At 68.3% G+C, this 25067-nt stretch carries 24 protein-coding genes and 1 tRNA gene; 15 read left to right on the top strand and 10 right to left on the bottom strand.

Annotated elements, in window-relative coordinates:
* Nucleotides 1-63: 63 nt before the first annotated feature.
* Entirely contained in the window at nt 64-678 is a 615-nt protein-coding gene (locus tag ACSFBC_RS08040) for a TetR/AcrR family transcriptional regulator (RefSeq protein WP_435509779.1), read from the top strand.
* A 181-nt stretch (nt 679-859) separates the two neighbouring features.
* Here ACSFBC_RS08040 and ACSFBC_RS08035 read toward each other — a convergent pair whose 3' ends face one another.
* The 3 genes from ACSFBC_RS08035 to ACSFBC_RS08025 all read right to left on the bottom strand — a co-directional run bounded on the left by ACSFBC_RS08035 (nt 860) and on the right by ACSFBC_RS08025 (nt 3011).
* A complete protein-coding gene (locus ACSFBC_RS08035) occupies nt 860-1414 on the bottom strand; it encodes a hypothetical protein (protein WP_435509778.1) in 555 nt (184 codons plus the stop codon).
* Nucleotides 1415-1578: 164 nt separating this feature from the next.
* Nucleotides 1579-2667 (bottom strand): serine hydrolase domain-containing protein, encoded by a 1089-nt coding sequence (locus tag ACSFBC_RS08030; protein WP_435509777.1) that lies wholly within the window; start codon nt 2665-2667, stop codon nt 1579-1581.
* A gap of 259 nt (nt 2668-2926) precedes the next feature.
* Nucleotides 2927-3011 (bottom strand) — tRNA-Leu (locus tag ACSFBC_RS08025).
* Nucleotides 3012-3052: 41 nt separating this feature from the next.
* Here ACSFBC_RS08025 and cysM point away from each other — a divergent pair.
* The 4 genes from cysM (at nt 3053) to ACSFBC_RS08005 (ending at nt 6003) form a co-directional block, all read left to right on the top strand.
* Nucleotides 3053-3955, top strand: a complete 903-nt coding sequence (gene cysM / locus ACSFBC_RS08020) for a cysteine synthase CysM (protein WP_219210420.1) — start codon at nt 3053-3055, stop codon at nt 3953-3955.
* Nucleotides 3956-3964: 9 nt separating this feature from the next.
* Nucleotides 3965-4519, top strand: a complete 555-nt coding sequence (locus ACSFBC_RS08015; RefSeq protein ID WP_435509776.1) for an NUDIX domain-containing protein — start codon at nt 3965-3967, stop codon at nt 4517-4519.
* Nucleotides 4520-4532: 13 nt separating this feature from the next.
* The gene (locus ACSFBC_RS08010) at nt 4533-4760 is read left to right on the top strand and encodes a sulfurtransferase TusA family protein (protein ID WP_219210416.1); all 228 of its coding nucleotides are present in this window, start codon (nt 4533-4535) and stop codon (nt 4758-4760) included.
* Nucleotides 4761-4893: 133 nt separating this feature from the next.
* On the top strand, nt 4894-6003 hold the full coding sequence (locus ACSFBC_RS08005) for an SGNH/GDSL hydrolase family protein (RefSeq protein WP_435509775.1): 1110 nt from the start codon (nt 4894-4896) through the stop codon (nt 6001-6003).
* On the opposite strand, the gene galU is transcribed toward ACSFBC_RS08005, so the two are convergent.
* Together galU and ACSFBC_RS07995 are read right to left on the bottom strand one after the other, a co-directional pair.
* Entirely contained in the window at nt 5984-6871 is an 888-nt protein-coding gene (galU, locus tag ACSFBC_RS08000; protein WP_435509774.1) for a UTP--glucose-1-phosphate uridylyltransferase GalU, read from the bottom strand. The genes ACSFBC_RS08005 and galU overlap by 20 nt on opposite strands.
* A 61-nt stretch (nt 6872-6932) precedes the next feature.
* Nucleotides 6933-9821: a valine--tRNA ligase gene (locus tag ACSFBC_RS07995; RefSeq protein WP_435509773.1), complete on the bottom strand. Its 2889-nt coding sequence runs from the start codon at nt 9819-9821 to the stop codon at nt 6933-6935.
* Nucleotides 9822-9949: 128 nt separating this feature from the next.
* Between ACSFBC_RS07995 and yaaA the strand changes: the two genes are divergently transcribed.
* The 6 genes from yaaA to ACSFBC_RS07965 all read left to right on the top strand — a co-directional run bounded on the left by yaaA (nt 9950) and on the right by ACSFBC_RS07965 (nt 14481).
* Nucleotides 9950-10732: a peroxide stress protein YaaA gene (gene yaaA, locus ACSFBC_RS07990; protein WP_435509772.1), complete on the top strand. Its 783-nt coding sequence runs from the start codon at nt 9950-9952 to the stop codon at nt 10730-10732.
* A 10-nt stretch (nt 10733-10742) separates the two neighbouring features.
* Nucleotides 10743-11588: a 2OG-Fe(II) oxygenase gene (locus tag ACSFBC_RS07985; protein ID WP_435509771.1), complete on the top strand. Its 846-nt coding sequence runs from the start codon at nt 10743-10745 to the stop codon at nt 11586-11588.
* Nucleotides 11589-11604: 16 nt separating this feature from the next.
* A complete protein-coding gene (locus tag ACSFBC_RS07980) occupies nt 11605-12507 on the top strand; it encodes an alpha/beta fold hydrolase (protein WP_435509770.1) in 903 nt (300 codons plus the stop codon).
* Between the two features lie 10 nt (nt 12508-12517).
* Nucleotides 12518-13375 carry an NADPH-dependent 7-cyano-7-deazaguanine reductase QueF gene (gene queF, locus ACSFBC_RS07975; protein WP_435509769.1) on the top strand — a complete coding sequence of 286 codons (858 nt, stop codon included), beginning with the start codon at nt 12518-12520 and terminating at the stop codon, nt 13373-13375.
* 66 nt (nt 13376-13441) lie between these two features.
* A complete protein-coding gene (locus ACSFBC_RS07970) occupies nt 13442-13804 on the top strand; it encodes a response regulator (RefSeq protein ID WP_435509768.1) in 363 nt (120 codons plus the stop codon).
* On the top strand, nt 13801-14481 hold the full coding sequence (locus ACSFBC_RS07965) for a hypothetical protein (protein WP_435509767.1): 681 nt from the start codon (nt 13801-13803) through the stop codon (nt 14479-14481). Before ACSFBC_RS07970 ends, ACSFBC_RS07965 begins: the two co-directional genes overlap by 4 nt.
* On the opposite strand, the gene ACSFBC_RS07960 is transcribed toward ACSFBC_RS07965, so the two are convergent.
* Nucleotides 14427-15638, bottom strand: coding sequence for a DNA topoisomerase IB (locus tag ACSFBC_RS07960; protein ID WP_435509766.1), 1212 nt, complete (start codon nt 15636-15638; stop codon nt 14427-14429). The genes ACSFBC_RS07965 and ACSFBC_RS07960 overlap by 55 nt on opposite strands.
* A gap of 141 nt (nt 15639-15779) precedes the next feature.
* Here ACSFBC_RS07960 and ACSFBC_RS07955 point away from each other — a divergent pair, with 141 nt between their 5' ends.
* The gene (locus ACSFBC_RS07955) at nt 15780-16811 is read left to right on the top strand and encodes a purine-nucleoside phosphorylase (protein ID WP_435509765.1); all 1032 of its coding nucleotides are present in this window, start codon (nt 15780-15782) and stop codon (nt 16809-16811) included.
* Between the two features lie 78 nt (nt 16812-16889).
* Nucleotides 16890-18170: an aspartate carbamoyltransferase gene (locus tag ACSFBC_RS07950; RefSeq protein ID WP_435509764.1), complete on the top strand. Its 1281-nt coding sequence runs from the start codon at nt 16890-16892 to the stop codon at nt 18168-18170.
* Between the two features lie 174 nt (nt 18171-18344).
* On the opposite strand, the gene ACSFBC_RS07945 is transcribed toward ACSFBC_RS07950, so the two are convergent.
* Both ACSFBC_RS07945 and ACSFBC_RS07940 read right to left on the bottom strand, forming a co-directional pair.
* On the bottom strand, nt 18345-19031 hold the full coding sequence (locus ACSFBC_RS07945; RefSeq protein ID WP_435509763.1) for a TIGR02117 family protein: 687 nt from the start codon (nt 19029-19031) through the stop codon (nt 18345-18347).
* 1 nt (nt 19032) lies between these two features.
* Complete coding sequence (locus tag ACSFBC_RS07940; protein WP_435510050.1) at nt 19033-20217, bottom strand: Y-family DNA polymerase; 1185 nt, start codon at nt 20215-20217, stop codon at nt 19033-19035.
* 122 nt (nt 20218-20339) lie between these two features.
* Here ACSFBC_RS07940 and ACSFBC_RS07935 point away from each other — a divergent pair, with 122 nt between their 5' ends.
* Nucleotides 20340-20900 (top strand): putative glycolipid-binding domain-containing protein, encoded by a 561-nt coding sequence (locus tag ACSFBC_RS07935; RefSeq protein ID WP_435509762.1) that lies wholly within the window; start codon nt 20340-20342, stop codon nt 20898-20900.
* Between the two features lie 168 nt (nt 20901-21068).
* Here ACSFBC_RS07935 and ACSFBC_RS07930 read toward each other — a convergent pair whose 3' ends face one another.
* Complete coding sequence (locus ACSFBC_RS07930) at nt 21069-22394, bottom strand: MFS family transporter (protein WP_435509761.1); 1326 nt, start codon at nt 22392-22394, stop codon at nt 21069-21071.
* A gap of 113 nt (nt 22395-22507) precedes the next feature.
* On the bottom strand, nt 22508-24697 hold the full coding sequence (pbpC, locus tag ACSFBC_RS07925) for a penicillin-binding protein 1C (RefSeq protein ID WP_435509760.1): 2190 nt from the start codon (nt 24695-24697) through the stop codon (nt 22508-22510).
* Nucleotides 24698-24857: 160 nt separating this feature from the next.
* Between pbpC and ACSFBC_RS07920 the strand changes: the two genes are divergently transcribed.
* Entirely contained in the window at nt 24858-25064 is a 207-nt protein-coding gene (locus ACSFBC_RS07920) for a hypothetical protein (RefSeq protein WP_435509759.1), read from the top strand.
* The last annotated feature ends 3 nt before the right edge of the window (nt 25065-25067 follow it).

Here is a 25067-nt window from a genome sequence, read left to right as displayed (position 1 = left end):
AACATACAGGCTGCATGTCGATGGGATCCTAACGTACAGACAGCTTGCATGTAAATTAGGGGCATGGCCAAAGCCCCACCCCGCACCAACCGCGAACGCACCGAAACCACCCAGCAGGCCCTGATCGAGGCGGCCCGCACCCTGTTCGTCAGCAAGGGCTACGGCGACACCTCGACGCCAGAGATCGCCTTGGCCGCGGGCATCACGCGCGGCGCGCTGTACCACCACTTCACGGACAAGCGTGACCTGTTCCGTCAGGTGCTGATGCGCGAGGCGCAGGCCGTGGCGGCCGACATCGAAGCGGCCACGCCCGACAAGCTCACACCGCGCGAGGCGCTGCTGACCGGCAGCGAGGCCTACCTGGACGCCATGCGCGTCACGGGTCGCACGCGGCTGCTGCTGATCGACGGGCCGGCTGTGCTGGGCATGGCCGAGATCGTGGCGATGGACGATGCCAATGCAGCCCATTCGCTGCGCGAGGGCCTCGCGAAGGCCGGTGTGTGCGAGGGCAAGGCATCGGTCGATGCCCTTGCCCGCCTCCTGTCGGCTGCCTTCGACCGCGCGGCACTGGAGATCGATGGCGGTGCCGATGCGGGCGAAGTACGCAAGGCAATGCTTTGGCTGCTCGTGCAAACGCTCGGGCCGGATGCGCGTCTCAAACCGACGCGCGCGGAGTGAGGAAAAAGTCCGCGGCAGGCGCGAGGCTTGGGCGCTTGCGCGGGCGAAAGGAGCAGCTACACGATGATCACGTTCAATGCCAATGCGCACCCGTTGATGAGCCGCATGCACCGGCCGGCACTCGACCCCGTCACCAAGCTGCCGCTCCTCGGGCAGGCTGCGTCAACGAGAAAAAGCGGCTTCAGATGCCGGGCCGCGGATCCCTGTCCGTGATGGAGAGGTCAATTGGAACGCGCGTTTCGTGCGCAATTCCCCCGGGCACTTCCAACACCAGCGTCATGTGCCCTTTGAGACGTTCGAAGCGCTTGTCCAGCTTCACATAGAGGCCCAACTGGCCGCACAAGACATTGTCGTAGGTCCAGAGCGGAAAATTCTCCAGTGGACCGGAATCCACGCCCTCAAGCTGCAGCGTCTCGTTCTTCTCGTTCGTCAGCTGGTAGTTCTTGATTCTGTAGGTAGCGAAGTTGGCAATATCGTCCCTCTTTTTCTTGAGCTGACCACTGCGCTTGTATTCGTCCACCTTGTCCTTCGACAGCGGGTAGTAGGCAAGGAGATCGAACTCCTTAGCCGGCTGCTTTTTTCTCAACGTGAGGTCGGAGTTGATCACCATCACATGGGCACCCAGGGAGGCGAGCAATGTCCGGGCTTCTTCTGCCGAATACGGATTGCGCGCCGCGCCGTGGACGTGGAGGGCGAGCGAGCTCGTCAGGACCAGCAATGGCAGCAACTTCTTCATTTCGGCATTCGGCGATGCACTGGCGTGCGGTTTCTCGTAGTGTGCCATCCGCTCGCCCACGAGCGGCGGCGTTCGTGAGGCCCCGACGACTGTACCGGGCTCCACGCGGCCTCAGCTGCGATGGCTACGGTCGGCCGGAAGTGGACATCCGCGCCAGCAACCGTCTAAACCGCCAGCGCTACGACTTGCGCGACGAGCGCCATAATTGCCGCCGTTTGCGACTGCAAGTCCTGAGGTCGAGGGTCGGTGGCGGCCGTTACGACCGCCAGGTCTAGCGACGGCGCCACCAAAGCGAACTGCCCGCCGTATCCCCAGCCCCACGCAACTGGCTTTCCGTGAAGCTGCCCGGTGAACCAGAGGTATCCGTACTGGCTCTGCCCGATAGGCTGGACACGCCAAGAGCCTGGAGTGTGCGGCCGGGTGCTTTCCTCGATCCACGCAGCCGGCACGACTTGCTTGTCCCTCCACTTCCCTTTGTTCGCGACTGTCCAAGCCAGTTTGGCGAGGTCGCGCGTGCGAAGCCTAATGCCGCGGTAGGCGTACTCTCTTCCGGTTTTATCGCGCTCCCACTGGAATCGTCCAATGCCAAGCGGATCAAACAAGTCACGTTTGACCAAAGCCGCCAAGCTCATGCCCTGGGCGCGTTGCAGTATGGGACTGAGAAGTGATATCGCGGCATCGTTGTATGACCAACTGCCCGGCACCTTACCGTCCGCGCTCAATTCCAAGGCGTAAATCGCCGGGTCGGCGGCACTGGTGAGCGCTCTGGCTTGGCTTCGATAGTCATAGGCGAGACCAGACGTCCCAGTCAGTATTTGCCGAAGCGATATGTCGCGTGCCGCGGTGCCGGAAACGCTCGCAGCCAGTTCAGGCAAGAGCTCCGCAACATTCTGTGAGAGGTCGCTCCGAAGCTTTCCCTCGGCTATCGCAGCCCCGACCAAAAGCGACGTGACGCTCTTGGTCATCGAATTGATTGCGAGAAGGTCCTCCGACGTAGCGCCCCCGTAGTAGCGCTCGGCAACCAGGGCCCCCGCGCGTACGACCAGCAGACTCCTGAGCGCGGCCACACCCGTTCCAGAGTCCACAACCCGCTCCAGGGCGCCCGGCGCGAAGCCATTTGCCTCTGGTGCAGCTTCATTCCATTCGTACGGGGTTCGCGCTACTCCTTCGCCTTCCGCAGCCTGGACATCGATGCCGCGAACGCCAACAGCGAATGCCGATGCTTCAAGTAAAAAGCCACGTCGCGAGCGCATCGAAGACTCCTCGTTCCAAGTTCTGGCGATGGTAGCGTTTAGGCACGCTGGGGCGAGCAGCAGGTCGGCGAAGTGACGGGGCGACCGCACGCGGCATGGTCGCGGCGCGCGATTCCGGCAGTTTCCGACTGAATTTGAGCTGCGTGAGGAGCTGGAGGCTGACGACCGCTCGCTGCAAAAGCGGAACGTGTCGCGGAACAGATGCGGAACACATCGGTTCTCGTTGGCAGGCACTATCGCGGAAGTGCGCCTGAAAACATGGTGCCCGGGGCCGGAATCGAACCGGCACACCTTTCGGTGGGGGATTTTGAGTCCCCTGCGTCTACCAATTTCACCACCCGGGCAGGGAAGGAGAGAAGCTCAAAATTATGGCACAGTGCTCGGCATGAAATACCCGACCATCGAAGATGCCATCGGCAAGACGCCGTTGGTGGCACTGCAGCGCATCGGCGCGGCAGAGAACGTACGGCGCGGTAACGTGATCCTGGGCAAGCTGGAAGGCAACAACCCGGCCGGTTCGGTCAAGGACCGACCCGCGCTGTCGATGATCCGTCGCGCCGAGGAGCGCGGCGAGATCAAGCCCGGCGACACCCTGATCGAGGCCACGTCCGGCAACACCGGCATCGCGCTGGCCATGGCCGCGGCCATCAGGGGCTACCGCATGGTGCTGATCATGCCGGAGGACCTGTCGATCGAGCGCGCCCAGACCATGAAGGCCTTCGGTGCCGAACTGGTGCTGACGCCCAAGAGCGGCGGCATGGAGTACGCCCGCGACCTGGCCGACCAGATGGTCGCGCAGGGCAAGGGCATCGTGCTCGACCAGTTCGCCAACCCCGACAACCCGCGCATCCACTACGAGACCACCGGCCCCGAGATCTGGGCCGACACGCAGGGCAAGGTGACCCATTTCGTGAGTGCCATGGGCACCACCGGCACCATCACCGGCGTGTCGCGCTTCCTCAAGGAAAAGAACCCCGCGGTGCAGATCGTGGGCGCGCAGCCCGAGGACGGCTCGCGCATTCCGGGCATCCGCAAGTGGCCGCAGGAGTACATGCCCAAGATCTTCGACCCCAGCCGGGTCGACCAGGTGGTCAACGTGAGCCAGGACAACGCCGAGGAGATGGCCCGACGGCTGGCGCGCGAGGAGGGCATCTTCGGCGGCATCTCGGCCGCCGGCGCCCTGTGGGCGGCGCTCGAGATCGGCAAGACGGTCGAGAACGCCACCATCGTGTTCGTGGTCTGCGACCGCGGCGACCGCTACCTGTCCACCGGCGTGTTCCCCGCCTGATCGCACCCGATGGTCTTCGTCCCCACCTTCTGCCCGGCGTGCGCGACGCCGCTGGCCCACATCGCGCAGCACGAGGACAGCGGCCTCACCACGCGGCTGCGCTGCCCGAACTGCGACTGGACGCACTGGAACAACCCGACGCCCGTGCTGGCCGCGATCGTCGAGTACCGCGGGCAGGTGCTGCTGGCACGCAATGCCGCGTGGCAGCACAAGATGTACGCGCTCATCACCGGCTTCATGGAGGCCGGCGAAACGCCCGAGGGCGGCATCGCACGCGAGGTCAAGGAAGAGACGAACCTCGATGCGAGCGCGGTGACGCTGGTCGGCGTCTACGACTTCCAGCGCATGAACCAGGTCATCGTCGCCTACCACGTGGTGGCCGACGGCGAGGTCCGACTCTCGCCCGAGCTGGTCGACTACCGGCTCTACGACCTGAAGGATCTCAAGTGCTGGCCGGCGGGCACCGGCTACGCGCTGGCCGACTGGTTGCGCAGTCGCGGCCACGAGCCCGAGTTCGTCGAATGGCCCCGTCCGGCGGCCCCGCCCGCCGACCTGGCCACCTAGAATCAGGAACGCCATGCACATCCATCAAGAGCTCGACACCCGCGGCCTGAACTGCCCGCTGCCCATCCTCAAGGCCAAGCGCTCGCTCAACGACATGCAGAGCGGCCAGCTGCTCAAGGTGGTGTCGACCGACGCGGGCTCGCTGCGCGACTTCCAGGCCTTCGCCCGCCAGACCGGCAACGACCTGGTCGAGCAGCAGACCGTCGGCAGCGACTACATCCATATCCTGCGCCGCCGCTGAGAACACGCGCATGAACCTGCTGCGCCCACCGATCCCGCATCTGCGGTCCTCACCGCACAGGAGTGCGGCTCCGGTCCTCGACGCAGGCTCGGCGCGCTCGCGACGGTTCCTGCACGCGTTCTGAGTTGCGACCATGCGGCGTATCGCGTGGCGAACAGCTTTTGCGATCATGGTCTGCGCCGCGCTAGGCTGGGGGCTGCTGCGATGGGGCGGCGGGCTGCCCGACGAGGCCCGGGGCCGCAGCGTGCCGGCCCCGGCCATCCCGCTCGCGATACTCGGCGATTCCAACAGCCATTCCTACCAGGACCGGCTGTCGTTTCCGGTGAGTTCCGGCGAGCGGGGTGGCAAAAACCAAGCGCGCACCTTCCAGTGGGGCGAGATCCTGACCCGCCTGCGCGGTGATGAATTCGACCTGGGGCCCTGGGTGCGCTGGGGGCACTCGGGCGTCGTGCTGCGGGTGTTCGACCTGCTGGGCCTTCCCGTCGGGCGCGCACCGCGCAAGGACGACTACCTCTACAACTTCGCCTACTCGGCCATGGGGTGCAACGAGCTGACCCAGGGCAAGTTCAGGCAGGCGCCGCGGCTGGTCGCGCTGATGGACCGGGAGCCCGAGCGCTGGCGCCACGGCGTGGTCGTGGTCCGCAGCGGGCTCGGCGACTGGTCGGCCCACCTGGCGGAGCAGGCGCGCGATCCGCAGGCCCCCGTGCTGCGTGAGGTGACCGAGCGCTGCACACAGCGCATCCGCGAGAGCGTGCGCCTGATCCATGCGGCCCATCCGGACACGCGCATCGTGGTGGTCGGGGTGTCGAACGAAGCGGCCGATCCGCTGCAGTTTGAGCACTGGCGGAGCGCACGCGAGTCGAACAACATCGTGCTCGCACTGGACCGGTTCAATGCCGCCCTGCGCGCCGTGGTCGAAGCCGAGCCGAAGACGATCTTCTTCGACGACGATGCCTGGGTACGGGCGCACTGGGGCGCACGCGATGCCGACGGCAAGCCGGCCTACCGCACGCTCACGATCGGCGGCACCCTGCAGGTGAGCAACAGCATGGGAGACGACCCCACGCACGCCATCCTGCAGGACGGCCACGCGGGTCTGGTCTACAACGCCTTGTGGGCCCAGTCGCTGGTGGCGCGGCTGCGCGAGGGCTTCGGCCTGCCGCTCACGCCGATCGGTGATGCCGACGTCGCACGCTTCGTGCTGCCGCTGGCCGAGGCCTCGCTCAGAGCGCCAGGGTCTTGAGGTATTCGCGGAACTGGGCGCCGACTTCGGGGTGGGCCAGTGCCAGTTCGACCGTGGCCTGCAGGAAGCCTTCCTTGCTGCCGCAGTCGTAGCGCGTGCCCTGGTAGGCATAGGCATAGACCGCTTCCTTCTTCATCAGCGCCGCGATGCCGTCGGTCAGCTGGATCTCGCCACCCGCGCCCTTGGGCTGGTTGCGGATCTCGGCGAACACGCCCGGCGTGAGCACGTAGCGGCCGGCCACGCCCAGGCGCGACGGCGCCGCTTCGGGCGAGGGCTTCTCGACCATCTTGTTGACCTTGATCAGGCCCTCGTCGATGGTGTCGCCGGCCACGATGCCGTAGCGCTTGACCTGGTCCAGCGGCACTTCCTGCACCGCGAGCAGCGAGCGGCCCAGCTGCGCGAAGGCCGCGGTCATTTGTGCGAGCACCGGCTGTCCGCCTGGCGGGCCGACCATCAAGTCATCGGCCAGCAATACGGCGAAGGGCTCGTTGCCCACCAGATGCTCGGCGCACAGCACTGCATGGCCCAGGCCCAGCATGCGCGGCTGGCGCACATAGGACACGGTCATGTCGTCGGGCATGACCGAGCGGGCGATGTTGAGCAGCGCGGTCTTGCCGCTGGCTTCGAGCTGGTTTTCCAGTTCGTAGGCCGTGTCGTAATGGTCTTCGATGGCGCGCTTGTTGCGGCCTGTCACGAAGATCATGTCGCGGATGCCGGCCGCATAGGCCTCTTCCACGGCGTACTGGATCAGTGGCTTGTCGACCACCGGCAGCATCTCCTTGGGCTGGGCCTTGGTGGCGGGCAGGAAGCGGGTGCCGAAACCGGCCACGGGGAAAACTGCTTTGCGGATGCGCGTGGTGTTGGACATGAACTCGATCGGAGGAAGAGTTGGGACGATGGATGGTACGGGGCGAACGCGAGCTTGGCTGTCAGCCGAGGCGCACTAGCTGATCGCCCAGCCGGGCCAGCATCGCGCTGAAGTCGGTGAGGCGCTGGCGTTCCTGTGTGATCACGGCCGCCGGCGCCTTCGCCACGAAGGCCTCGTTGCCGAGTTTGCCGTTGACCTTGACGATCTCGCCCTCGATCCGTGCGATTTCCTTGCCGATCCGGGCTTTTTCCGCCACCTTGTCGACTTCCATGTGCAGGCACAGGCGCGCCGCGCCGACCACCGCCACGGGCGCCGCGCCCGCGGCGCCGGCCCAGGCGGCCTCGTCGTCGAAGACCCGGACTTCCTTGAGCTTGGCCAGCGTCTGCAGCACCGGCGCGACCTCGCGCAGGAAGGCGCTGTCGGCCGGCGCATCGGCCACTGCGTAGAGGGGCAGCCGGGTCGCGGGCGAGACGTTCATCTCGCCGCGCAGCGTGCGGCAGGCGTCGACCAGGGCCTTGAGCCGCGCCACATGGGCCTCGGCCGCCTCGTCGATCCGCTCGGGCTGGCTCTGCGGGTAGGCCGCGATCATGATCGACTCGGCCTGCCGGCCCGCGACCGGCGCGACCTTCTGCCAGAGTTCCTCGGTGATGAACGGGATCACCGGGTGCGCGAGCCGCAGCAGGGTCTCGAGCGTGCGGATCAGCGTGCGGCGCGTGGCGCGCTGCTGGGCCTCGGTGCCGGTCTGGATCTGCACCTTGGCGATTTCCAGGTACCAGTCGCAGAACTCGTCCCAGGCGAACTGGTAGATCGCGTTGGCGACGTTGTCCAGGCGGTAGTCCTCGAAGCCCTTGGCGACTTCGGCCTCGACGCGCTGCAGGCGCGAGACGATCCAGCGATCGGCCTGGCTGAACTGCAGGTAACCGTGCGACGGGCCACCGGGTGCGCATTCTTCCTTGGTGTGCTCGCGCAGGCCGCAGTCCTGGCCTTCGCAGTTCATCAGCACGAAGCGCGTGGCGTTCCAGAGCTTGTTGCAGAAGTTGCGGTAGCCCTCGCAGCGCTTCGAATCGAAGTTGATGTTGCGGCCCAGCGAGGCCAGCGAGGCGAAGGTGAAGCGCAGCGCATCGGCGCCGAAGGCCGGGATGCCGTCAGGGAATTCCTTCTGCGTGTTCTTGCGCACCGCGGGCGCGGTCTCGGGCTTGCGCAGGCCCTGGGTGCGCTTGTCGAGCAGTTCGGGCAGCGCGATGCCGTCGATCAGGTCGACCGGGTCGAGCACGTTGCCCTCGGACTTGCTCATCTTCTTGCCCTGCGCATCACGCACCAGGCCGTGCATGTAGACGTCCTTGAAGGGCACCTTGCCGATGAAGTGCTTGGTCATCATGATCATCCGGGCGACCCAGAAGAAGATGATGTCGTAGCCCGTGACCAGCACGGAGGAAGGCAGGTAGAGCGCCAGGTCCTTGGTCTTCTCCGGCCAGCCGAGCGACGAGAAGGGCACCAGCGCCGACGAGTACCAGGTGTCGAGCACGTCCTCGTCGCGGCGCAGCGTCTTGCCGGGCGCCTTGGCCTGTGCTTCGGCTTCGTCGTGCGCCACGTAGACCTTGCCGTCCTCGTCGTACCAGGCCGGGATCTGGTGGCCCCACCAGAGCTGGCGCGAGATGGTCCAGTCCTGGATGTTCTCCATCCAGTGGTTGTAGGTGTTGACCCAGTTCTCGGGCACGAAGCGCACCTCGCCCGACTTCACCGCGTCGATGGCCTTCTGCGCGATCGACTGGCCGTCGTGGCCGGCCTTGGTCATGGCCACGTACCACTGGTCGGTCAGCATGGGCTCGACCACCGCACCTGAGCGCGCGCAGCGCGGCACCATCAGCTTGTGCTTCTTGACCTCGACCAGCAGGCCCAGCGCCTCGAGGTCGGCCACGATGGCCTTGCGCGCCACGAAGCGGTCCAGGCCGCGGTACTTCTCGGGCGCGTTGTCGTTGATGGTCGCGTCGAGCGTCAGCACGCCGATCATCTCGAGCTTGTGGCGCTGGCCGACCGCGTAGTCGTTGTAGTCGTGGGCCGGCGTGACCTTGACCACGCCGGTGCCGAATGCCTTGTCGACGTAGTCGTCCGCGATGATCGGGATCAGTTTGTCGACCAGCGGCAGCTTCACGCGCTGGCCGATCAGGTGCTGATAGCGCTCGTCTTCCGGATGGACCATCACGGCCGTGTCGCCCAGCATGGTCTCGGGCCGGGTCGTGGCCACGGTCAGCGTGCCGCTGCCGTCTTCCAGCGGATAGGCGATGTGCCAGAGGAAGCCGTCTTCCTCCTCGCTCTCGACTTCCAGGTCGCTCACCGAGGTCTTGAGCACCGGGTCCCAGTTGCCCAGGCGCTTGCCGCGGTAGATCAGGCCTTCTTCATAGAGCGAGACGAAGGTCTGCGTGACGACCTTCGAAAGGTCGTCGTCCATGGTGAAGTATTCGCGGCTCCAGTCCACCGTGTCGCCCATGCGGCGCATCTGCTGGGTGATGGTGTTGCCCGACTGTTCCTTCCATTCCCAGACCTTGGCGACGAAGTTCTTGCGCGCCTCGGCCGGCGTCGGGCCCATGTCGTGGCGGCTGATGTTCTGCGCCTGCAGCTGGCGCTCGACCACGATCTGCGTGGCGATGCCCGCATGGTCGGTGCCCGGCACCCACAGCGTGTTGTCGCCCTTCATGCGGTGGTAGCGCGTGAGCGTGTCCATGACGGTCTGATTGAACGCATGGCCCATGTGCAGCGTGCCGGTCACGTTGGGCGGCGGCAGCTGGATCGCGAAGGCGTCGGCGCCTTCCTTGGGCTGCTGCGTGCCGCGGAAGCCGGCCTTGGCGTAGCCGCGCCGCTCCCACTCCGGACCCCAGTGCGCCTCGATGGCGACGGGTTCGAAGGATTTGGACAGGCTCTCGAGGCCGGGTTGGGCAGTGGGTTCGCTCATGGCGTGATGAATGGCGAACGGCACCTCATCGGGGCCGTCGCTGACAGAAGATGGGGAAGCCCGCAATTTTACCCGGGCCCTTCAGGGCAGACCCGGGCGTGTCGCGGGCCGCGCCCATAATTCCGGCCATGCTTTTCCTGCTCTCGCCCGCCAAGTCGCTCGACTACGACAGCCCCCTTCCCGAAGGACTCCCCGCCACCCAGCCCGTGTTCGAGGGCGCGCGCGGCCCCGCCGCCGAACTCATCGGCCTGCTGCGCCAGCAGTCGCCGCAGCAGATCGCCGAACTGATGCACCTGTCGGACAAGCTGTCGACGCTCAACGTCACCCGCTATGCCGCCTGGTCGTCGAAGGGCACCGAGAAGAACGCGCGCCAGGCCGCGCTGGCCTTCGACGGCGATGTGTACGGCGGGCTCGACGCGAAGACCCTGAGCGCCAAGCAGCTCGACTGGGCCCAGGACCACCTCTGCATCCTCAGCGGCCTCTACGGCGTGCTGCGCCCGCTCGACCGGCTGCAGCCCTACCGGCTGGAGATGGGCACGCAACTGGCCAACCGCCGCGGCAAGGACCTCTACGCCTTCTGGGGCGAACGCATCGCCACCCACCTCAACGAACGGCTGGCGGCCGACCGCACGCCGGTGGTGATCAACCTCGCGTCGCAGGAGTACTTCAAGTCGGTCGACCGGAAGGTGCTCAAGGCGCGCGTGGTCGAATGCGTGTTCCAGGAAGAGAAGGGCGGCCAGTACAAGATCGTGAGCTTCTACGCCAAGCGGGCCCGCGGCCTGATGGCGCGCTGGGCCGTGCTGCACAAGGCGGCCACGCCCAAGGCGCTGGAAAAGTTCGATCTGGAAGGGTATGCGTTCGACGCCGCCGTCTCGCTGCCCGACAAGCTGGTGTTCAGAAGGAAGACTTGAGGAGGATCCGATGACGCAACCCGTCACCCCCGAACTGCGCGCCTGGGTCGTGGCCCAGCTGGCCGCCGGCCATTCCGTCGCCGCGCTGCGCACCTCGATGCACATGGCCGGCTGGCAGGATGCGGCCACCGATGCCGCGCTGGCCGAGATCGAGCGCGGCGCGCCCGACGCCGCGCCGGTGACCGTGACCGGCGCCTCGCGGGCGATGCCCTGGCCCGATCTCGACGGCTCGCCGCTCTACCTCGACGCCGGTGACCGTCGGGTGCACGTGCTGCACACCATGGCCCATCCGCGCGTGGTGGTCTTCGGCGACCTGCTGGCCGACGAGGAATGCGACGCGCTGATCGCGAGCGCGCGCAAGCGCCTGGCCCGCTCGCTCACCGTCGAGACCCAGACCGGCGGCGAGGTGCTCAACGTCGACCGCACCAGCGACGGCATGTTCTTCGAGCGCGGCGAGACCGAGGTCGTCACGCGCATCGAACAGCGCATCGCCGCGCTGCTGAACTGGCCGCTGGTGTTCGGCGAGGGACTGCAGGTGCTGCGCTACGGGCCCGGCGCCCAGTACCGGCCGCACTACGACTATTTCGACCCGGCCGAGCCCGGCACGCCGACCATCCTGCGACGCGGCGGCCAGCGCGTGGGCACGCTGGTGATGTATCTGCAGGAGCCGGTCAAGGGCGGCGCCACCACCTTCCCCGACGTCGGGCTCGAAGTCGCGCCCAAGCGCGGCACCGGCGTCTTCTTCAGCTACGACCGGCCCCATCCCGACACCCGCACGCTGCATGGCGGCGCGCCGGTGCTCGAAGGCGAGAAGTGGGTCGCGACCAAGTGGCTGCGCGAGCGCGAGTTCACATGAAGCGCGAGGCCCGGCCATGAAGGTGCGCGCCAACGGCATCGGCATCGAAGTCGAGGACAGCGGTGGCGGCGACGAGCGCCCCGTGGTGCTGCTGATCATGGGCCTGGGCATGCAGCTCATCGCCTGGCCCGACAATTTCGTGCAGTCGCTGGTCGACGCTGGCTTTCGGGTGCTGCGCCACGACAACCGCGACGCCGGCCTGAGCCAGCATTTCGACGCGGCCGGCACCGGCAACCTGCTGTGGCAGGGCCTGCGCTTCCAGTTGCGCCTGCCGGTGCGCTCGCCCTACGGGCTCCAGGACATGGCCGACGATGCGGTCGGCGTGCTCGATGCGCTGGGCGTGCAGCGTGCCCACGTGATCGGCGCCTCGATGGGCGGCATGATCGCCCAGCGCATGGCCGCCACCGCGCCGCGGCGCGTGGCGAGCCTGGTCAGCCTGATGAGCTCCAGCGGCGCGCGCGGCCTGCCCGGGCCGCGCGGCGACGTGATGGCGCTGTCCCTGCGGCGCCCGCTGGCCCGCGACGAGGCGGCGCGCGTGCATCACAGCGTGCAGCTGGTGCGGCTGATCGCCGGCCCGGCCTATCCGCCCGACGATGCCGCGCTGCGCGCGCGCCTCACGCATGCGCTGCGCCGCGCCTACCGGCCGCACGGCCTGGTGCGCCAGATGACGGCGGTCGCCGCCGACACCGGCCGCGAAAGGCTGCTGGCGCGCATCGCCTGCCCGACCCTGGTGATCCACGGCGACGCCGACCCGCTGGTGCCCTTCGCCTGCGGCCAGGACACCGCGCGGCGCATCCCGGGTGCGCAATTCGTCGCGATTCCCGGCATGGGCCACGACATGTCGCCGCGGCTGGCCGAAGTCCTGCTCGCGCACATGGTTCCTTTCCTGCAGGCGTCGCAAGAAACGCAATCCGCCTAAAACAACCCCCATGAGCCTGGACAACACCCCCGAACAATCCCAACTGGGCCGCAGCTCGGCCTATGCCGATCGCTACGACCCCACGCTGCTGTTTCCCATCGCGCGCGCCACCCAGCGCAATGCCATGGGCATCGCCGACGACGCGCTGCCTTTCTTCGGCGCCGACCTCTGGACGGCCTTCGAGCTGAGCTGGCTCAACCCGCGCGGCAAGCCGCAGGTAGCGATCGCGCACATCACCGTGCCGTGCGAAACGCCGCACATCATCGAGAGCAAGTCCTTCAAGCTCTACCTCAACAGCTTCAACAACAGCGTCTTCGCCGACGTCGATGCGGTGCGCGACACGCTGCGCGCCGACCTCTCCGAGGCCGCCTGGCGCGGCAGCGGACGCAGCGGCGGCATCGGCGTGAAGCTGCTGACGCCGGAGCTTTTCGACCGCGAGCCGGTGCACGAACTCGACGGCCTCGACCTGGACCGCCTCGACATCGAGTGCACCCACTACCAGCCCGCGCCCGAGCTGCTGACCAGCGATGCCACGCAACCGGCCGTGACCGAGACGCTGACCAGCCGGCTGCTCAAGAGCAACTGCCTGGTCACCGGCCAGCCGGATTGGGGCAGCGTGCAGATCCGCTACAGCGGCCCGGCCATCGACCAGGCGGGCCTGCTGGCCTACATCGTGAGTTTTCGCAACCACAACGAATTCCACGAGCCCTGCGCCGAGCGCATGTTTCGCGACATCTGGGCGCGTTGCCGGCCGACCAAGCTGGCCGTGTACGCCCGGTACACGCGGCGCGGCGGGCTCGACATCAATCCGTTTCGCACCAGCTGGCCGCAGACATTGCCGCTCAACGCACGCACGGCACGACAGTAGGCTTGCGCCTACATAAGAGATCGCGCCTCACGCCGATACTCTGGAACCTTTTCTTGGGAAACTTTTGTGAATGTGTTGATCGTCGATGACAACGAGGCCGCTGCCGACCTGTTGCAGGAACTGCTGTCGCTACAGGATCACAGCGCACGCTGCACCTATACGGCCCGCGAGGCGCTGGCGGTCTGCGCCAACGAGTCCTTCGACATTGCGCTGATCGACATCACGCTGCCCGATCTGCCGGGCACCGAGGTCGCGCGTCAGCTGCGCGAAGGCGCGCGGCCGCCGCTGCTGGTTGCAGTCACCGGGCTCTCCTCGCACGAGACCTCGGGCGCCCATGCAGGCCTGTTCGACCACCACCTGCAGAAGCCCATCGACTTCGATGCGCTCGACCGCATCCTCGAGCTGGCCCGCGGCGCTCCGGCCTCATGAAAGCCTCCCCGGGCGCGCGCAGCTGGATCGCTGCGGGTGTGCGCCACGAGCTGCTCATCCGGGCCCTGCCCGCGCTGCGCCACGACATGACGGGGCCGGTGTCGGTGATGCGCATGGGCCTGCTGATGCTGCGGCGCCAGGTGGCGGCGCCCGTCATCGATCCCGCGACGCTCGAACAACGCGCGGCGCTGATCGACAGCCAGATCGCCGAGCTCGTGAACGCGGTGCGTTCGCTGCGCGACTGGGAACTCGCCGTCGACGACGAGGGCATCACGCGGCATGCGCTGGTGGCGCAGGGCGTCGGACTGATGCGTGCAGCCTTCGAGCTGCAGGGCATCCACCTGCAGGTCGACGCATCGCTGCAAACGCAGCACGCCAATGAACCGAAGTGGCCGTCCGGCGCCGCGCTGCGCTACCTCTTCCTGGGCGCGCTGGGCTACCTGCACGACACGCCGACCGACGTCGGCGCGGTCACGGTGTCGGCCGACGGGGACGATGCGCTGTGGCTGCGCGTGACGGCCGGCGCGGCCGATGGGGTCGATGTCATGGCAGGCGCGCACCGCGCACCGCGCATGCTGGCGATCGACGGCATCGCGCTGCAATCGCTGGCCGACGACCTCGGCTACGCGCTGACCATCGAGCGCGACGCGGTCCGCCTGGCGCTCGCTGCGGCCTGAGCCACCGGGGCCGTGGCCCGGCGAGGCCGCCGTGAGGTGCCAGCGACCGATGCCTTCTTCGCTTCGCGCACCACGCGACGGCCATGCGCCGTCAGAAATGCCAGCAGCCGCCCCTCGGCCGCATAGAGCCGGCGCGTGCTCCGGGCCTGGCCCGCGATCTGTTCCCAGACGTCGTTCATCGTGCCGGCATCGCTGGCCAGTCTGGCGCCGAGCGCGAGCACGGCCGGATGCACATAGGCCTTGCGGCAGACGGCCGGCGTGTTGCCCAACTGCCGTGCCACCGCCGCCACGATCTCCTTGGCGCTGTAGCGCATCGCCGGCGTGGCTTCGTCGTCCTCTGTGCGGTCGCAGGCCAGGCGGGTGAGTTCCAGCGCCTGCACCGTGCCGTGCCAGGTGCGGAAGTCCTTGGCCGTGAAGTTGTCGCCCGCCGCCTCGCGCAGGTAGTCGTTCACGTCGGTCGACGACAGGCCGTGCGGCGCGCCCTCGGCGTCGACGTACTGGAAGAGCTCCTGCCCCGGCAACTGCTGGCAGGCACGCACCACCTTGACCACGCGCGGGTCGTCGACCTCGGCTTCGTGCTCCACGCCGCTCTTGCCGCGAAAGCGCAGCCTGAGCGAGTTGCCGCGCACCGCAGCATGCTTGTTGCGCAGCGTGGTCAGGCCGTAGGAGCCGTTGCTGGCGGCGTACTCCTCGTTGCCCACGCGCAGGAAGGTGGTGTCCAGCAGGCGCACCAGCGTGGCCAGCACGCGCTCGCGCGTCGGTGTGGCACGGGCGCCGCTCTCGAGGTCGCGGGCCACGCGCGCGCGGATGCGTGGCAATGCGCGGCCGAAGGCCTCGAGCCGCTCGAACTTGCTCTCGTCCTTGAACAGTCGCCAGTCGGGGTGGTAGCGGTACTGCTTGCGGCCCCGGGCGTCCAGGCCGGTGGCCTGCAGGTGGCCGTTGGGCAGCGGGCAGATCCAGACCTCGGTGTAGGCCGGCGGAATCGCCAGGCTGCGGATGCGCGCGATCTCGTCGGCATCGCGCACCCATCGGCCCTTCGCGTCCTTGAAGCGGAACTGGTCGCCCTGGCGAAAGCGCCGCAGGCCGGGCATGTCGGGATTCACGTAGACCAGGCCGTTGGCCAGAGGGGCAGGGCGCGGTGAGGCAGCAGTAGGCATGTGATGTGCTTGGGTGAGTGCCAGCACGATGCCGCTCGCCGTGGCGGGCGGCTGTAGGACGCCGCAAACGCGCCGGGTGCGCGGCGTGCCCGTTCTCTTTTCGCCTTTTAGACTTCCGTGATTCCTTTCGAAAGCCCCACCATGTCCGTCTCCTTTCTGTCCCGCGCGCGCTGGCCCGCGCTCCTGCTGGCCGCGGCCGTCTCCGCCGGTTGTGCTTCCACGCCCTCGACCCCTACCGCCGCGGCACCGGTCCGCGTCAAGGTCTTCGTCGCCGCCATGTTCGAGATCGGCCAGAACACCGGCGACCGCGCGGGCGAGTTCCAGCACTGGTACGAGCGCTATTGGAAAGAAGCCAAGCCCGTCGCCGTGCCCGGTGCGCTGCAGCCCGTGTATTGCAACGCCGACGGCGTCTGCGGTGCGGTGCTCGGCATGGGCAAGGTCAATTCGTCGTCTTCGATGCAGGCCATCCTGCTGAACCCGGCCTTCGACTTCTCGCAGGCCTACTACGTGATCTCGGGCGTGGCTGGCACGCCGCCCGCGCGCGGCACCATCGGCGAGGTCAACTGGGCCACCTGGCTGGTCGACTACGACCTCGGCCACCGCTGGGCGCCCGAGGAGAACAAGCCGGGCGAGCCGACCTTCATGCCGCGCAAGGGCTACGAGAACTACCGCCGCTTCCAGCTCAATCCGGCGCTGGTCGGCTGGGCCATGAAGCTCTCGGGCGACACGCCGCTCAAGGACTCGGACAGCGCCCGCACCTACCGTCTGCGCTACCCCGACGCCGCGGCCCGCCGCGCGCCCTTCGTGGGCACCGGCACGCACATGACCGGCGACACCTTCTTCCACGGCCCGGGCATGTCGAACCAGGCGCAGTACATCGCCAAGCTCTACGGCGCCGACGATTACGTCATCACCGAGATGGAAGCCGCCGCCATCACGCTGGTGATCAACCGCACCCACGGCACCGGGCGCGTGATGAGCCTGCGCGGCGCGGTCAATTTCGACCAGGGCAACCCGAAGGAAACGACGCTGCAGCATCTGGATCCGGCCCCGGGCGAGACCGCCGGCGGCTTTGCCGAGACGGTGGAGAACATCGAAAAGGTGGGCAGCCGCGTGGTCGACCACATCGTGGCGAACTGGCCGCAGTGGCAAGGCGGCGTGCCGAAGCTTTGATCCAAAGCGGCTGTCAAAATATGCGCAATGCGTGAATGTTGATGTGAATCGCTGGCTCATGGCGTATATTTCGCGCCCATGAGCCAGCAACAAGACATCCTGCGCGACGCGATGCGTCGCCTCAACCTCACCCGCGACGCCTTCTCCGAACGGCTGGGCGTGCGCCGCCGGGCCCTCGACACCTGGCTGCTGCCCGCCGACTCCGGCGAATCCCGCGCCATGCCGGAAATGGTGGGCAAGTTCGTCGCCGAGATCCTGCAGCGCGAGGCGCTGCCGGCCTCCGGCGCCGACGCCCGCCCCTTGGGCCAGCGCATCGCGGCCGAGGGCCGGCCGCACCTGCTGTCGGTGGCGCAGTTCAACCGCGACAGCCTCGAGGACCTGTTCCAGGTGGCCGACGTGATGCAGCCCATCGCGCGGCGCCAGAAGGTCTCGCGTGTGCTCGAGGGCGCGGTGCTCGGCAGCCTGTTCTTCGAGGCCAGCACCCGCACCCGCGTGAGCTTCGGCGCGGCCTTCTGCCGGCTGGGCGGCACGGTGTGCGACACGACCGGCTTCACCTTCTCGTCGATGGCCAAGGGCGAGTCGATCTACGACACCAGCCGCGTGATGAGCGGTTATGTCGATGCGCTGGTGGTGCGCCATCCCGAGCAGGGCTCGGTGGCCGAGTTCGCGCGTGCCACGAACATTCCGGTCATCAACGCCGGCGACGGGCCGGGCGAGCACCCGAGCCAGGCCATCCTCGACCTGTACACCATCCAGCGCGAGTTCTCGCGCATGGGCAAGCTGGTCGACGGCACGCACGTGGCCATGGTGGGCGACCTCAAGTACGGCCGCACCGTGCATTCGCTGATCCGGCTGCTGGCGCTCTACCGCGGGCTCAAGTTCACGCTGATCGCGCCGCCTTCGCTCGAAATGCCGGCCTATCTGGTCGACCTGGTGGCACGCAACGGCCATGTGATCGAGCAGACGCCTTCGCTCGAAGAAGGGCTGCGCGGCGCCGACGTGGTCTATGCCACGCGGATCCAGAAGGAGCGCTTCGCGGGCGAGGAGATCGAGGGCTACACGCCCGAATTCCAGGTCTGCAAGGCGCTGGTCGACCGGGTCTGCAAGCCCGACACCATCCTGATGCACCCGCTGCCGCGCGACGGCCGCCCGGGCGCGAACGACCTGAGCATCGACCTCAACCACGACCCTCGGCTGGCGATCTTCCGCCAGACCGACAACGGCATCCCGGTGCGCATGGCGCTGTTCGCGGTGCTGATGGGCGTGGAGCACCAGGTGGCGCGCTCGATGCGCGACGCAGGCTGGCGCTCGCCCGCCCACATCGGGCCCGACGACGCAGAGTTCGACGGGCTGGATTGAAACAACACTCACCCCCAGGCTTCGCGCACTTCGTGTCGCTTCTCCTTCCCCCTCACCGGGGGCAACACCGGCGGCCCGGCAAAGCCGGTTCCGCGGTGTTCCTGGCCTTGGCCGTGTCGGTTTCGTTCGTTGTGGGTCGCGCAGCAGCGCGGTGTAGCACTGATTCCGCAATGCTCAGGGCATCGCCGGTTCCAGGTGCCAGGTCACGTTGAAGTCGAAGGGCGTCCAGCGGCTCACCGTGACGCCCGCGTGCCGCAGCCCGCGGCCGGTCCAGGTGTTGCAGGTCTCGAACAGGTGGTAGCCGCCTTCGGCTTCGTAGAAGGCATCCTGCGCGTCGTAGTGCGCCCCCGCGATGGGTATTGCACGGCCGGCCGGTAGCGCGGCGCGCACATGGTCCACGAGCCGAGCGTACTGTGCGGATGACAGCGGCAGCCGGTAGACGCCTTGCCGCAGCTGCGCGCGCTGCAGATAGCTCACGTGCAGCAGCGCGCGGTTGCCGCCCAGCAGCGCCCCGACCGCGCGCCCGGCCGTGAGGTCGGCCCAGGTGGGCGTGTGCAGGTAGAACTCGCGGTCGCCCCAGCCGATGGCGACGAATTCGGCATCGGCCGGCACGGCCTTGAAGTCCGCGAGCGGAAAGACCTGCTGCCAGTCGATGGTGGCCGAGCGGATCGGCAGCACGAGGTCGGTGTGCACGCCGTTGCTCAGCACCCAGGCCTCGATCGCGGGCGGCTCCCGGGTCGGGTCGGCGTTGGCGGGCCAGAACACCAGCGCGAACGCCACGGCGACATACAGCCCGATGGCCGCCAGCAGCCCCAGCAGGGTGAATGCAATGCCCCGGAACCCGCGTGCGATCGCGGCCATGTCAGAACAAGGACGCGGTGGTCGACACCGGCTCTGTCGCCGCACGCGACCCGGCCGGCGCCAGCGCCTCGGGGCTGCCCGTCTTGGCCAGCGCGCCCACGCGCACGCCCAGCAGCCGCAGCGGGCGCTCCAGCGGCACGCGCTTGAGGCACTGGCCGCCGATCTGGCGGATGGTCCTGCCGTCGTCGGTGAAGCGGTCGATGGTCTGGTCGCGCGTGGCGCTCCTGAAATCGTCGTAGCGCAGCTTGATGCCGATGGTCTTGCCGACGTAGCCCTTGCGCTGCAGGTCCTCCGCCACCTTCTCGCACAGGTGGGTGAAGATCGCGCCCAGCTCGGCCCGGTCGCGCACTGCATGCAGGTCGCGGTCGAAGGTGGTCTCGCGGCTCATCGAGACCGGTTCGCTTTCGGTCACCACCGGCCGGTCGTCGCGGCCCCACGACACCTCGTGCATCCACGCGCCCGTGGCCTTGCCGAAGTTTGCGATCAGCCAGTCGCGGTCGCGCGCCGCCAGCTGGCCCACGGTCTCGATGCCGAAGCGCTTGAGCTTCTCGTCGGCCTTGGGGCCGATGCCGTTCACCTTGCGGCAGGGCAGCGGCCAGATGCGCGTCTGCAGGTCGCTCTCGTGCACGATCGAGATGCCGTTGGGCTTGTCGAATTCGCTGGCCAGCTTGGCGATCAGCTTGTTGGGCGCCACGCCGATCGAGCAGGTCAGGCCGGTGGCCTGGAAGATCGACTTCTGGATCAGCCGCGCCAGCACCCGGCCGTCCTCCCGCTGGCCGCCGGGCACCTCGGTGAAGTCGATGTAGACCTCGTCGACGCCGCGGTCTTCCACCACCGGCGCGATCTCTCGGATCACGCTCTTGAACAGCCGCGAGAGCCGCCGCACCTCGTCGAAATCGACCGGCAGCACGATCGCCTGCGGGCACAGCTTGGCGGCCTTCATCATGCCCATCGCCGAACCGACGCCGAACTGGCGCGCCGCATAGGTGGCGGTGGTGATCACGCCGCGGCCCACGTAGTCCTTGAGCAGCGGAAAGGCCTCGACCGGAATCTCGGCCAGCGCGTGGTCCGCATGGTCGCGCTCCACGATCTCGTCGACCTTGCGCCGCCCGCCGCCGATCACCATCGGCAGCCCCTTGAGCTGGGGATAACGTAACAGTTCGACCGACGCGAAGAACGCATCCATGTCGAGATGGGCGATGCGGCGCACGGGAGGAGGGGAAACAACGGTCACGCCGCGATTTTCGCTTGTGACGAAACCTTGTGCAGCGCTTGCGCCGGGCCGGGCGTCGCGCCATCATCGCGCCCATGCACACCGTCGCCTCGATCCTCTGGCGCCGTCTCGACGCACCGGGCCACGACGCCTGCCGCCTCGAGCGCAACGACACGGCATGGCAGCTCGACGGCGCGGCCGTTTTCCGCGATCCGCAGGGCCGGCATGCCCAGCTCCATTACCGGGTGCGCTGCGATGCGCTGTGGCACACGCAGTGGGGCACGGTGCGCGGCTGGGTCGGTGGCGAGAGCATCGACCTGTCGGTCACGCGCAACGCGCGCGGCGGGTGGTTGCTCAACGACGAGGCGGTGCCCGACCTGGCGCATTGCATGGACCTCGACCTGGGCTTCACGCCCGCCACCAACCTGATCCCGTTGCGGCGCCTGGGCCTGAAGCCGGGCGAGGCGGTCGACGCGCCGGCCGCATGGCTGGATGTCGACGAGCGCAGCCTGGGATTGATCGAACAGCGCTACGCGCAACGCAGCGCCGGTGCCTGCTGGTACGAGGCGCCGCGCTTCGGCTACGCGGCCCTGCTGAACCTCACGCCCGAGGGCTTCGTTTCGCATTACCCCGAACGCTGGCTGGCCGCCGACTGACTGAAGGCCTGCACCGCAAGGAGGATCCCGGAAGCCACAGCAGCGTCCAGGCATGGTCGTTGCCGTGAGCAGACATCACGCGATCCACGATCCGACGGCCGTCGTCGCACGCGATGCACACCGCCCGCGCCGGCGACGCGTACCGGTGGGGGGTATTGAGGCGGGTGCTCAGTGGTCGTGATGCAGGTAGCTCGCCTGCCGCGGCAGCCGCAGGCTCACCACGAACGCGATCACCATCATCACCGTCACGTACCAGTAGAAAGCCGATTCGTGGCCGAGGCTCTTGAGCCCCAGCGCCACGTACTCGGCCGAGCCGCCGAAGATCGCATTGGCCACCGCATAGGCCAGGCCCACGCCCAGCGCACGCACTTCGGGCGGGAACATCTCGGCCTTCACGATGCCGCTGATCGAGGTGTAGAAGCTCACGATCGCCAGCGCCACGATGATCAGCACGAAGGCCACGACCGGGCTCGTCACGTGCTGCAGTGCGGTCAGGATCGGCACCGTCGCCAGCGCACCCAGGCCGCCGAACAGCAGCATGTTGTTGCGCCGCCCGATGCGGTCCGACAGCATGCCGAACAGCGGCTGCATGCACATGTAGACGAACAATGCGCAGGTCATCACGTAGCTGGTGGTCTTGATCGGCAGGTGCACCGTGTTCACCAGGTACTTCTGCATGTAGGTGGTGAAGGTGTAGAAGATCAGCGAGCCGCCGGCCGTGTAGCCCAGCACCGTGAAGAAGGCCGCCTTGTGGTGCTTGAACAGCCCGGCCATGCTGCCGGCTTCCTTGTTCGCCTTGGCTTCCGCCGTCTGCGTTTCATGCAGCGTGCGGCGCAGCAGCAGCGCGACCACGGCCGCGATGGCGCCGATCACGAAGGGAATGCGCCAGCCCCAGGCCTTGAGCTCGGCCTCGTCGAGGAACTGCTCGAGCACCACGATCACCAGCACCGCGAGCAGTTGCCCGCCGATCAGCGTGACGTACTGGAAGGACGAGAAGAAACCGCGCTGGCCGCGCAGCGCGATCTCGCTCATGTAGGTGGCCGTGGTGCCGTACTCGCCGCCCACCGACAGGCCCTGGAACAAGCGGCAGACCAGCAGCAGGAAGGGCGCCCAGGCGCCGATCTGCGCATAGGTCGGCAGGCAGGCGATGACCAGCGAGCCGCCGCACATCATCGTGACCGAGATCAGCATCGAGGTCTTGCGGCCCACGCGGTCGGCGATGCGGCCGAACAGCCAGCCGCCGATCGGCCGCATCAGGAAGCCGGCCGCGAACACGCCCGCGGTGTTGAGCAACTGGGCCGTGGGGTCGGACTTGGGGAAGAAGGCCGGCGCGAAGTACAGCGCGGAGAAGGCGTAGACGTAGAAGTCGAACCATTCGACCAGGTTGCCGGAAGAGGCCGCCATGATCGCGAAGATGCGATGGCGTTTTTCCTCGGCGGTGTAGGCGCGCGGCGGGGCCGAAGCGCCCGTGGTGGGGGGAGCAGTGACAGACATGGATTCGCCTTGTTGTATGAGATTTCGGCGTCTCGGATTGTGCGGCGCGCCGCTCGGGCGTGCTGTCAGAGGCCATCGCGTCCGACCCGCGCGCAGGGGGATCGCGGCCGGCGCTAGCGTCTGGCGAGCACGCCGGCGCCTCGCACTTCGAGCCGGATCTGGTCGAGCACGCGGCCGCGTGCGTCGGTCAGCTCGATCACATGCCGCCCGGGCCAGGGCAGCCACAGCGCGCGGTGGCCGCGCGCGAAGGGCTTGCCGTCGATGCGCCACTGCAGCCCGCTGCCCTGGGCCTCGAAGCGCACACGCTGGCGTGTGGGCGGGATGTCGGGGTCGAGCGCGATGATCGAACCGTCGGCCGGTGCGGTGATGCGCGCGCCGGCCGCGGGGTCGGCGGCCGGGGTGTCGCGCGCGAACAGCGGCTGCTCGGTGCCGGCGATGAACCACTCGTCACGCGGGGCTTCGATCGCATCGCCGAAGCGCACCGGCAACTGCACCAGGCCCGCGGGCGGCGCCGGGGCCCGACTGGGCTCGCGCGCATGCAGGAAGCCCATCACCTCGGCCCAGACCGGTGCCGCGCCGCTGGTGCCGCTCACGTCCCACATCGGCGCGCCGCTGGCGTTGCCGACCCACACGCCCACTGTGTAGCGCTGCGACCAGCCGACGGCCCAGTTGTCGCGCATGTCCTTGCTGGTGCCGGTCTTCACCGCCGTCCAGAAGCGCGTGCCGAGCACGCTGTCGACGCCGAAGGTGCGGGTGCGGGCATTGGCATCGGACAGGATGTCGCCCACGATGAAGGCGGCGCGCGGGTCGATGGCCTGGGTCGCGTCGGCCGGCCGTGCGGCGGGCAGGATGCGCGTCTCGCCGTAGCGGCCGCCGTTGGCCAGCGTTCGGTAGCTGTTGGTCAGCGCCAGCAGCGAGACCTCGGCGCTGCCCAGCGCGAGGCTGTAGCCGTAGTAGCCGCCGCTTTCGCGCAAGCTGATGCCGGCGCCGCGCAACTGGCGCGCGAAGGCATCGGGTGAGACCATCACCAGCGTGCGCACGGCCGGCACGTTGAGCGAGGCGGCCAGCGCGGTGCGCGCCGAGACCAGGCCCTTGAAGCGCCGGTCGTAGTTCTGCGGAATGTAGAGCCCGCTCGCGGTGTTGATCTGCGCCGACGAATCGTCCAGCAGCGAGGCCGCGGTCAGCCGCCGCTCGGCGATCGCCTGCGCGTAGAGCAGCGGCTTGAGCGTCGAGCCGGGCTGGCGCTGCGCGAGCACGCCGTCGACCTCGGCCGCACGGCTCAGTTCGCCCGAGGAACCGACCCAGGCCAGCACCTCGCCGCTGGCGTTGTCGAGCACCACCAGCGCCGCATCCTCGACGTTGCGGCCGTGCAGCTCGCGCAGATGGCGCTGCAGCGTGGCCTGCGCAAAGCGCTGCAACGGTGCCCGCAGCGTCGTGCGCAGGTCGGTGTCGACGCCGTCGGTGGCGCCGGCCTTCGCCAACAGCGCGCGCCGCTCCTGCAGGGCGCGGCGCGCCAGGTGCGGCGCGACCCCTTCGCTGGGGTCGAAGGCGCGGCGCTGCAGGGCCGCGCTGGTGAACATGTCGAGCGCCGAGCAGTCGATCCTGCGGCGCTCGGCCTCGCTGGTCTCCATCGCCTGCATGACCTCGCAGGCGCGCTGCGCCACCCGTGCGGGCTGGGCGTTGGGTGCGCGCACCAGCGAGGCGGCCACCGCCGCCTCGCGTGCGTCGAGGCCGTGCGGCGCCTTGCCGAACAGCGTGCGCGAGAGTGCATCGATGCCCACGAGCTCGCCGCGGAAGGGCACGCTGTTGAGATAGGCCTCGAGGATCTGGTCCTTGCGCCACTGGCGCTCCAGTTGGCCCGCCGCGACCGTCTGGCCCAGCTTCTGCGTCAGGCTGCGGCCGCCGCCGGCGCGCCGCAGCTCGTCGTCGAGCAGGCCGGCGAGCTGCATCGTGATGGTCGAGGCGCCGCGCGTGCGGGTGTTCCAGAGATTGCCCCAGGCCGCGGCCGAGACCGCGCGCCAGTCGACGCCGCTGTGTTCGTAGAAACGGCGGTCTTCGCTGAGCACCATCGCCGTGCGCAGCGCGGGCGACACGTCGGCCAGTGCGATCCACTGGCCGCGCCGCGCCGTGGCGTCGGTGCGCACGCGCTGCAGCAGCACGTCGTCGCGATCGAGGACGGCCGTGTCGGAGGGCCGGTGCGCACGCCGCACTTCATCGAAGCTGCCGAACGCCCACGCCGGTGCCGAGAGTGCGAGCAGCAGCAGGGCCGCGGTGAGGACGAGGGTGGGCGAGGTGAGCTTCATGGAACGGACAGGGCCCGGGGAAGCCGACATTCTGCCGCGCCGAAGACGGGGCGTTGGCTGACGTGAACTGGTCGCGCCATGCCGATGGTCGGGCGGTGGCGGCAGGGCACATTGACGGGGTGCCGTGCTTCGCGGCCATGGACAATGGAAGGAACACCCCATGAAGACACTGCTCGTTTTGCTCGCTGCATCCGCCGCTCTGGCCGGCTGCGTGGTCGCCCCGTACGACAACCGTCCACCGCCGCCAGGCCCGAGCGTGCGCGATCGTGACCGTGACGGCACGCCGAACCGCTACGACCGCGATCGCGACGGCGATGGGGTGCCCAACCGCTACGACCGGCGCCCGAACGATTCCCGCCGCGACTGAGCG

The sequence above is a fragment of the Variovorax frigidus genome (assembly GCF_051216515.1).
In the GTDB taxonomy this organism is placed as follows: domain Bacteria; phylum Pseudomonadota; class Gammaproteobacteria; order Burkholderiales; family Burkholderiaceae_C; genus Variovorax.
This window is presented reverse-complemented; position numbering and strand designations above follow the sequence as displayed.

Coding starts and splice junctions, on each gene's coding strand:
- ACSFBC_RS08040 (WP_435509779.1), top strand. CDS start 64: ATGGCCAAAGCCCCACCCCGCACCAACCGCGAACGCACCGAAACCACC.
- ACSFBC_RS08035 (WP_435509778.1), bottom strand. CDS start 1,414: ATGAAGAAGTTGCTGCCATTGCTGGTCCTGACGAGCTCGCTCGCCCTC.
- ACSFBC_RS08030 (WP_435509777.1), bottom strand. CDS start 2,667: ATGCGCTCGCGACGTGGCTTTTTACTTGAAGCATCGGCATTCGCTGTT.
- cysM (WP_219210420.1), top strand. CDS start 3,053: ATGAAATACCCGACCATCGAAGATGCCATCGGCAAGACGCCGTTGGTG.
- ACSFBC_RS08015 (WP_435509776.1), top strand. CDS start 3,965: ATGGTCTTCGTCCCCACCTTCTGCCCGGCGTGCGCGACGCCGCTGGCC.
- ACSFBC_RS08010 (WP_219210416.1), top strand. CDS start 4,533: ATGCACATCCATCAAGAGCTCGACACCCGCGGCCTGAACTGCCCGCTG.
- ACSFBC_RS08005 (WP_435509775.1), top strand. CDS start 4,894: ATGCGGCGTATCGCGTGGCGAACAGCTTTTGCGATCATGGTCTGCGCC.
- galU (WP_435509774.1), bottom strand. CDS start 6,871: ATGTCCAACACCACGCGCATCCGCAAAGCAGTTTTCCCCGTGGCCGGT.
- ACSFBC_RS07995 (WP_435509773.1), bottom strand. CDS start 9,821: ATGAGCGAACCCACTGCCCAACCCGGCCTCGAGAGCCTGTCCAAATCC.
- yaaA (WP_435509772.1), top strand. CDS start 9,950: ATGCTTTTCCTGCTCTCGCCCGCCAAGTCGCTCGACTACGACAGCCCC.
- ACSFBC_RS07985 (WP_435509771.1), top strand. CDS start 10,743: ATGACGCAACCCGTCACCCCCGAACTGCGCGCCTGGGTCGTGGCCCAG.
- ACSFBC_RS07980 (WP_435509770.1), top strand. CDS start 11,605: ATGAAGGTGCGCGCCAACGGCATCGGCATCGAAGTCGAGGACAGCGGT.
- queF (WP_435509769.1), top strand. CDS start 12,518: ATGAGCCTGGACAACACCCCCGAACAATCCCAACTGGGCCGCAGCTCG.
- ACSFBC_RS07965 (WP_435509767.1), top strand. CDS start 13,801: ATGAAAGCCTCCCCGGGCGCGCGCAGCTGGATCGCTGCGGGTGTGCGC.
- ACSFBC_RS07960 (WP_435509766.1), bottom strand. CDS start 15,638: ATGCCTACTGCTGCCTCACCGCGCCCTGCCCCTCTGGCCAACGGCCTG.
- ACSFBC_RS07955 (WP_435509765.1), top strand. CDS start 15,780: ATGTCCGTCTCCTTTCTGTCCCGCGCGCGCTGGCCCGCGCTCCTGCTG.
- ACSFBC_RS07950 (WP_435509764.1), top strand. CDS start 16,890: ATGAGCCAGCAACAAGACATCCTGCGCGACGCGATGCGTCGCCTCAAC.
- ACSFBC_RS07945 (WP_435509763.1), bottom strand. CDS start 19,031: ATGGCCGCGATCGCACGCGGGTTCCGGGGCATTGCATTCACCCTGCTG.
- ACSFBC_RS07940 (WP_435510050.1), bottom strand. CDS start 20,217: ATGGATGCGTTCTTCGCGTCGGTCGAACTGTTACGTTATCCCCAGCTC.
- ACSFBC_RS07935 (WP_435509762.1), top strand. CDS start 20,340: ATGCACACCGTCGCCTCGATCCTCTGGCGCCGTCTCGACGCACCGGGC.
- ACSFBC_RS07930 (WP_435509761.1), bottom strand. CDS start 22,394: ATGTCTGTCACTGCTCCCCCCACCACGGGCGCTTCGGCCCCGCCGCGC.
- pbpC (WP_435509760.1), bottom strand. CDS start 24,697: ATGAAGCTCACCTCGCCCACCCTCGTCCTCACCGCGGCCCTGCTGCTG.
- ACSFBC_RS07920 (WP_435509759.1), top strand. CDS start 24,858: ATGAAGACACTGCTCGTTTTGCTCGCTGCATCCGCCGCTCTGGCCGGC.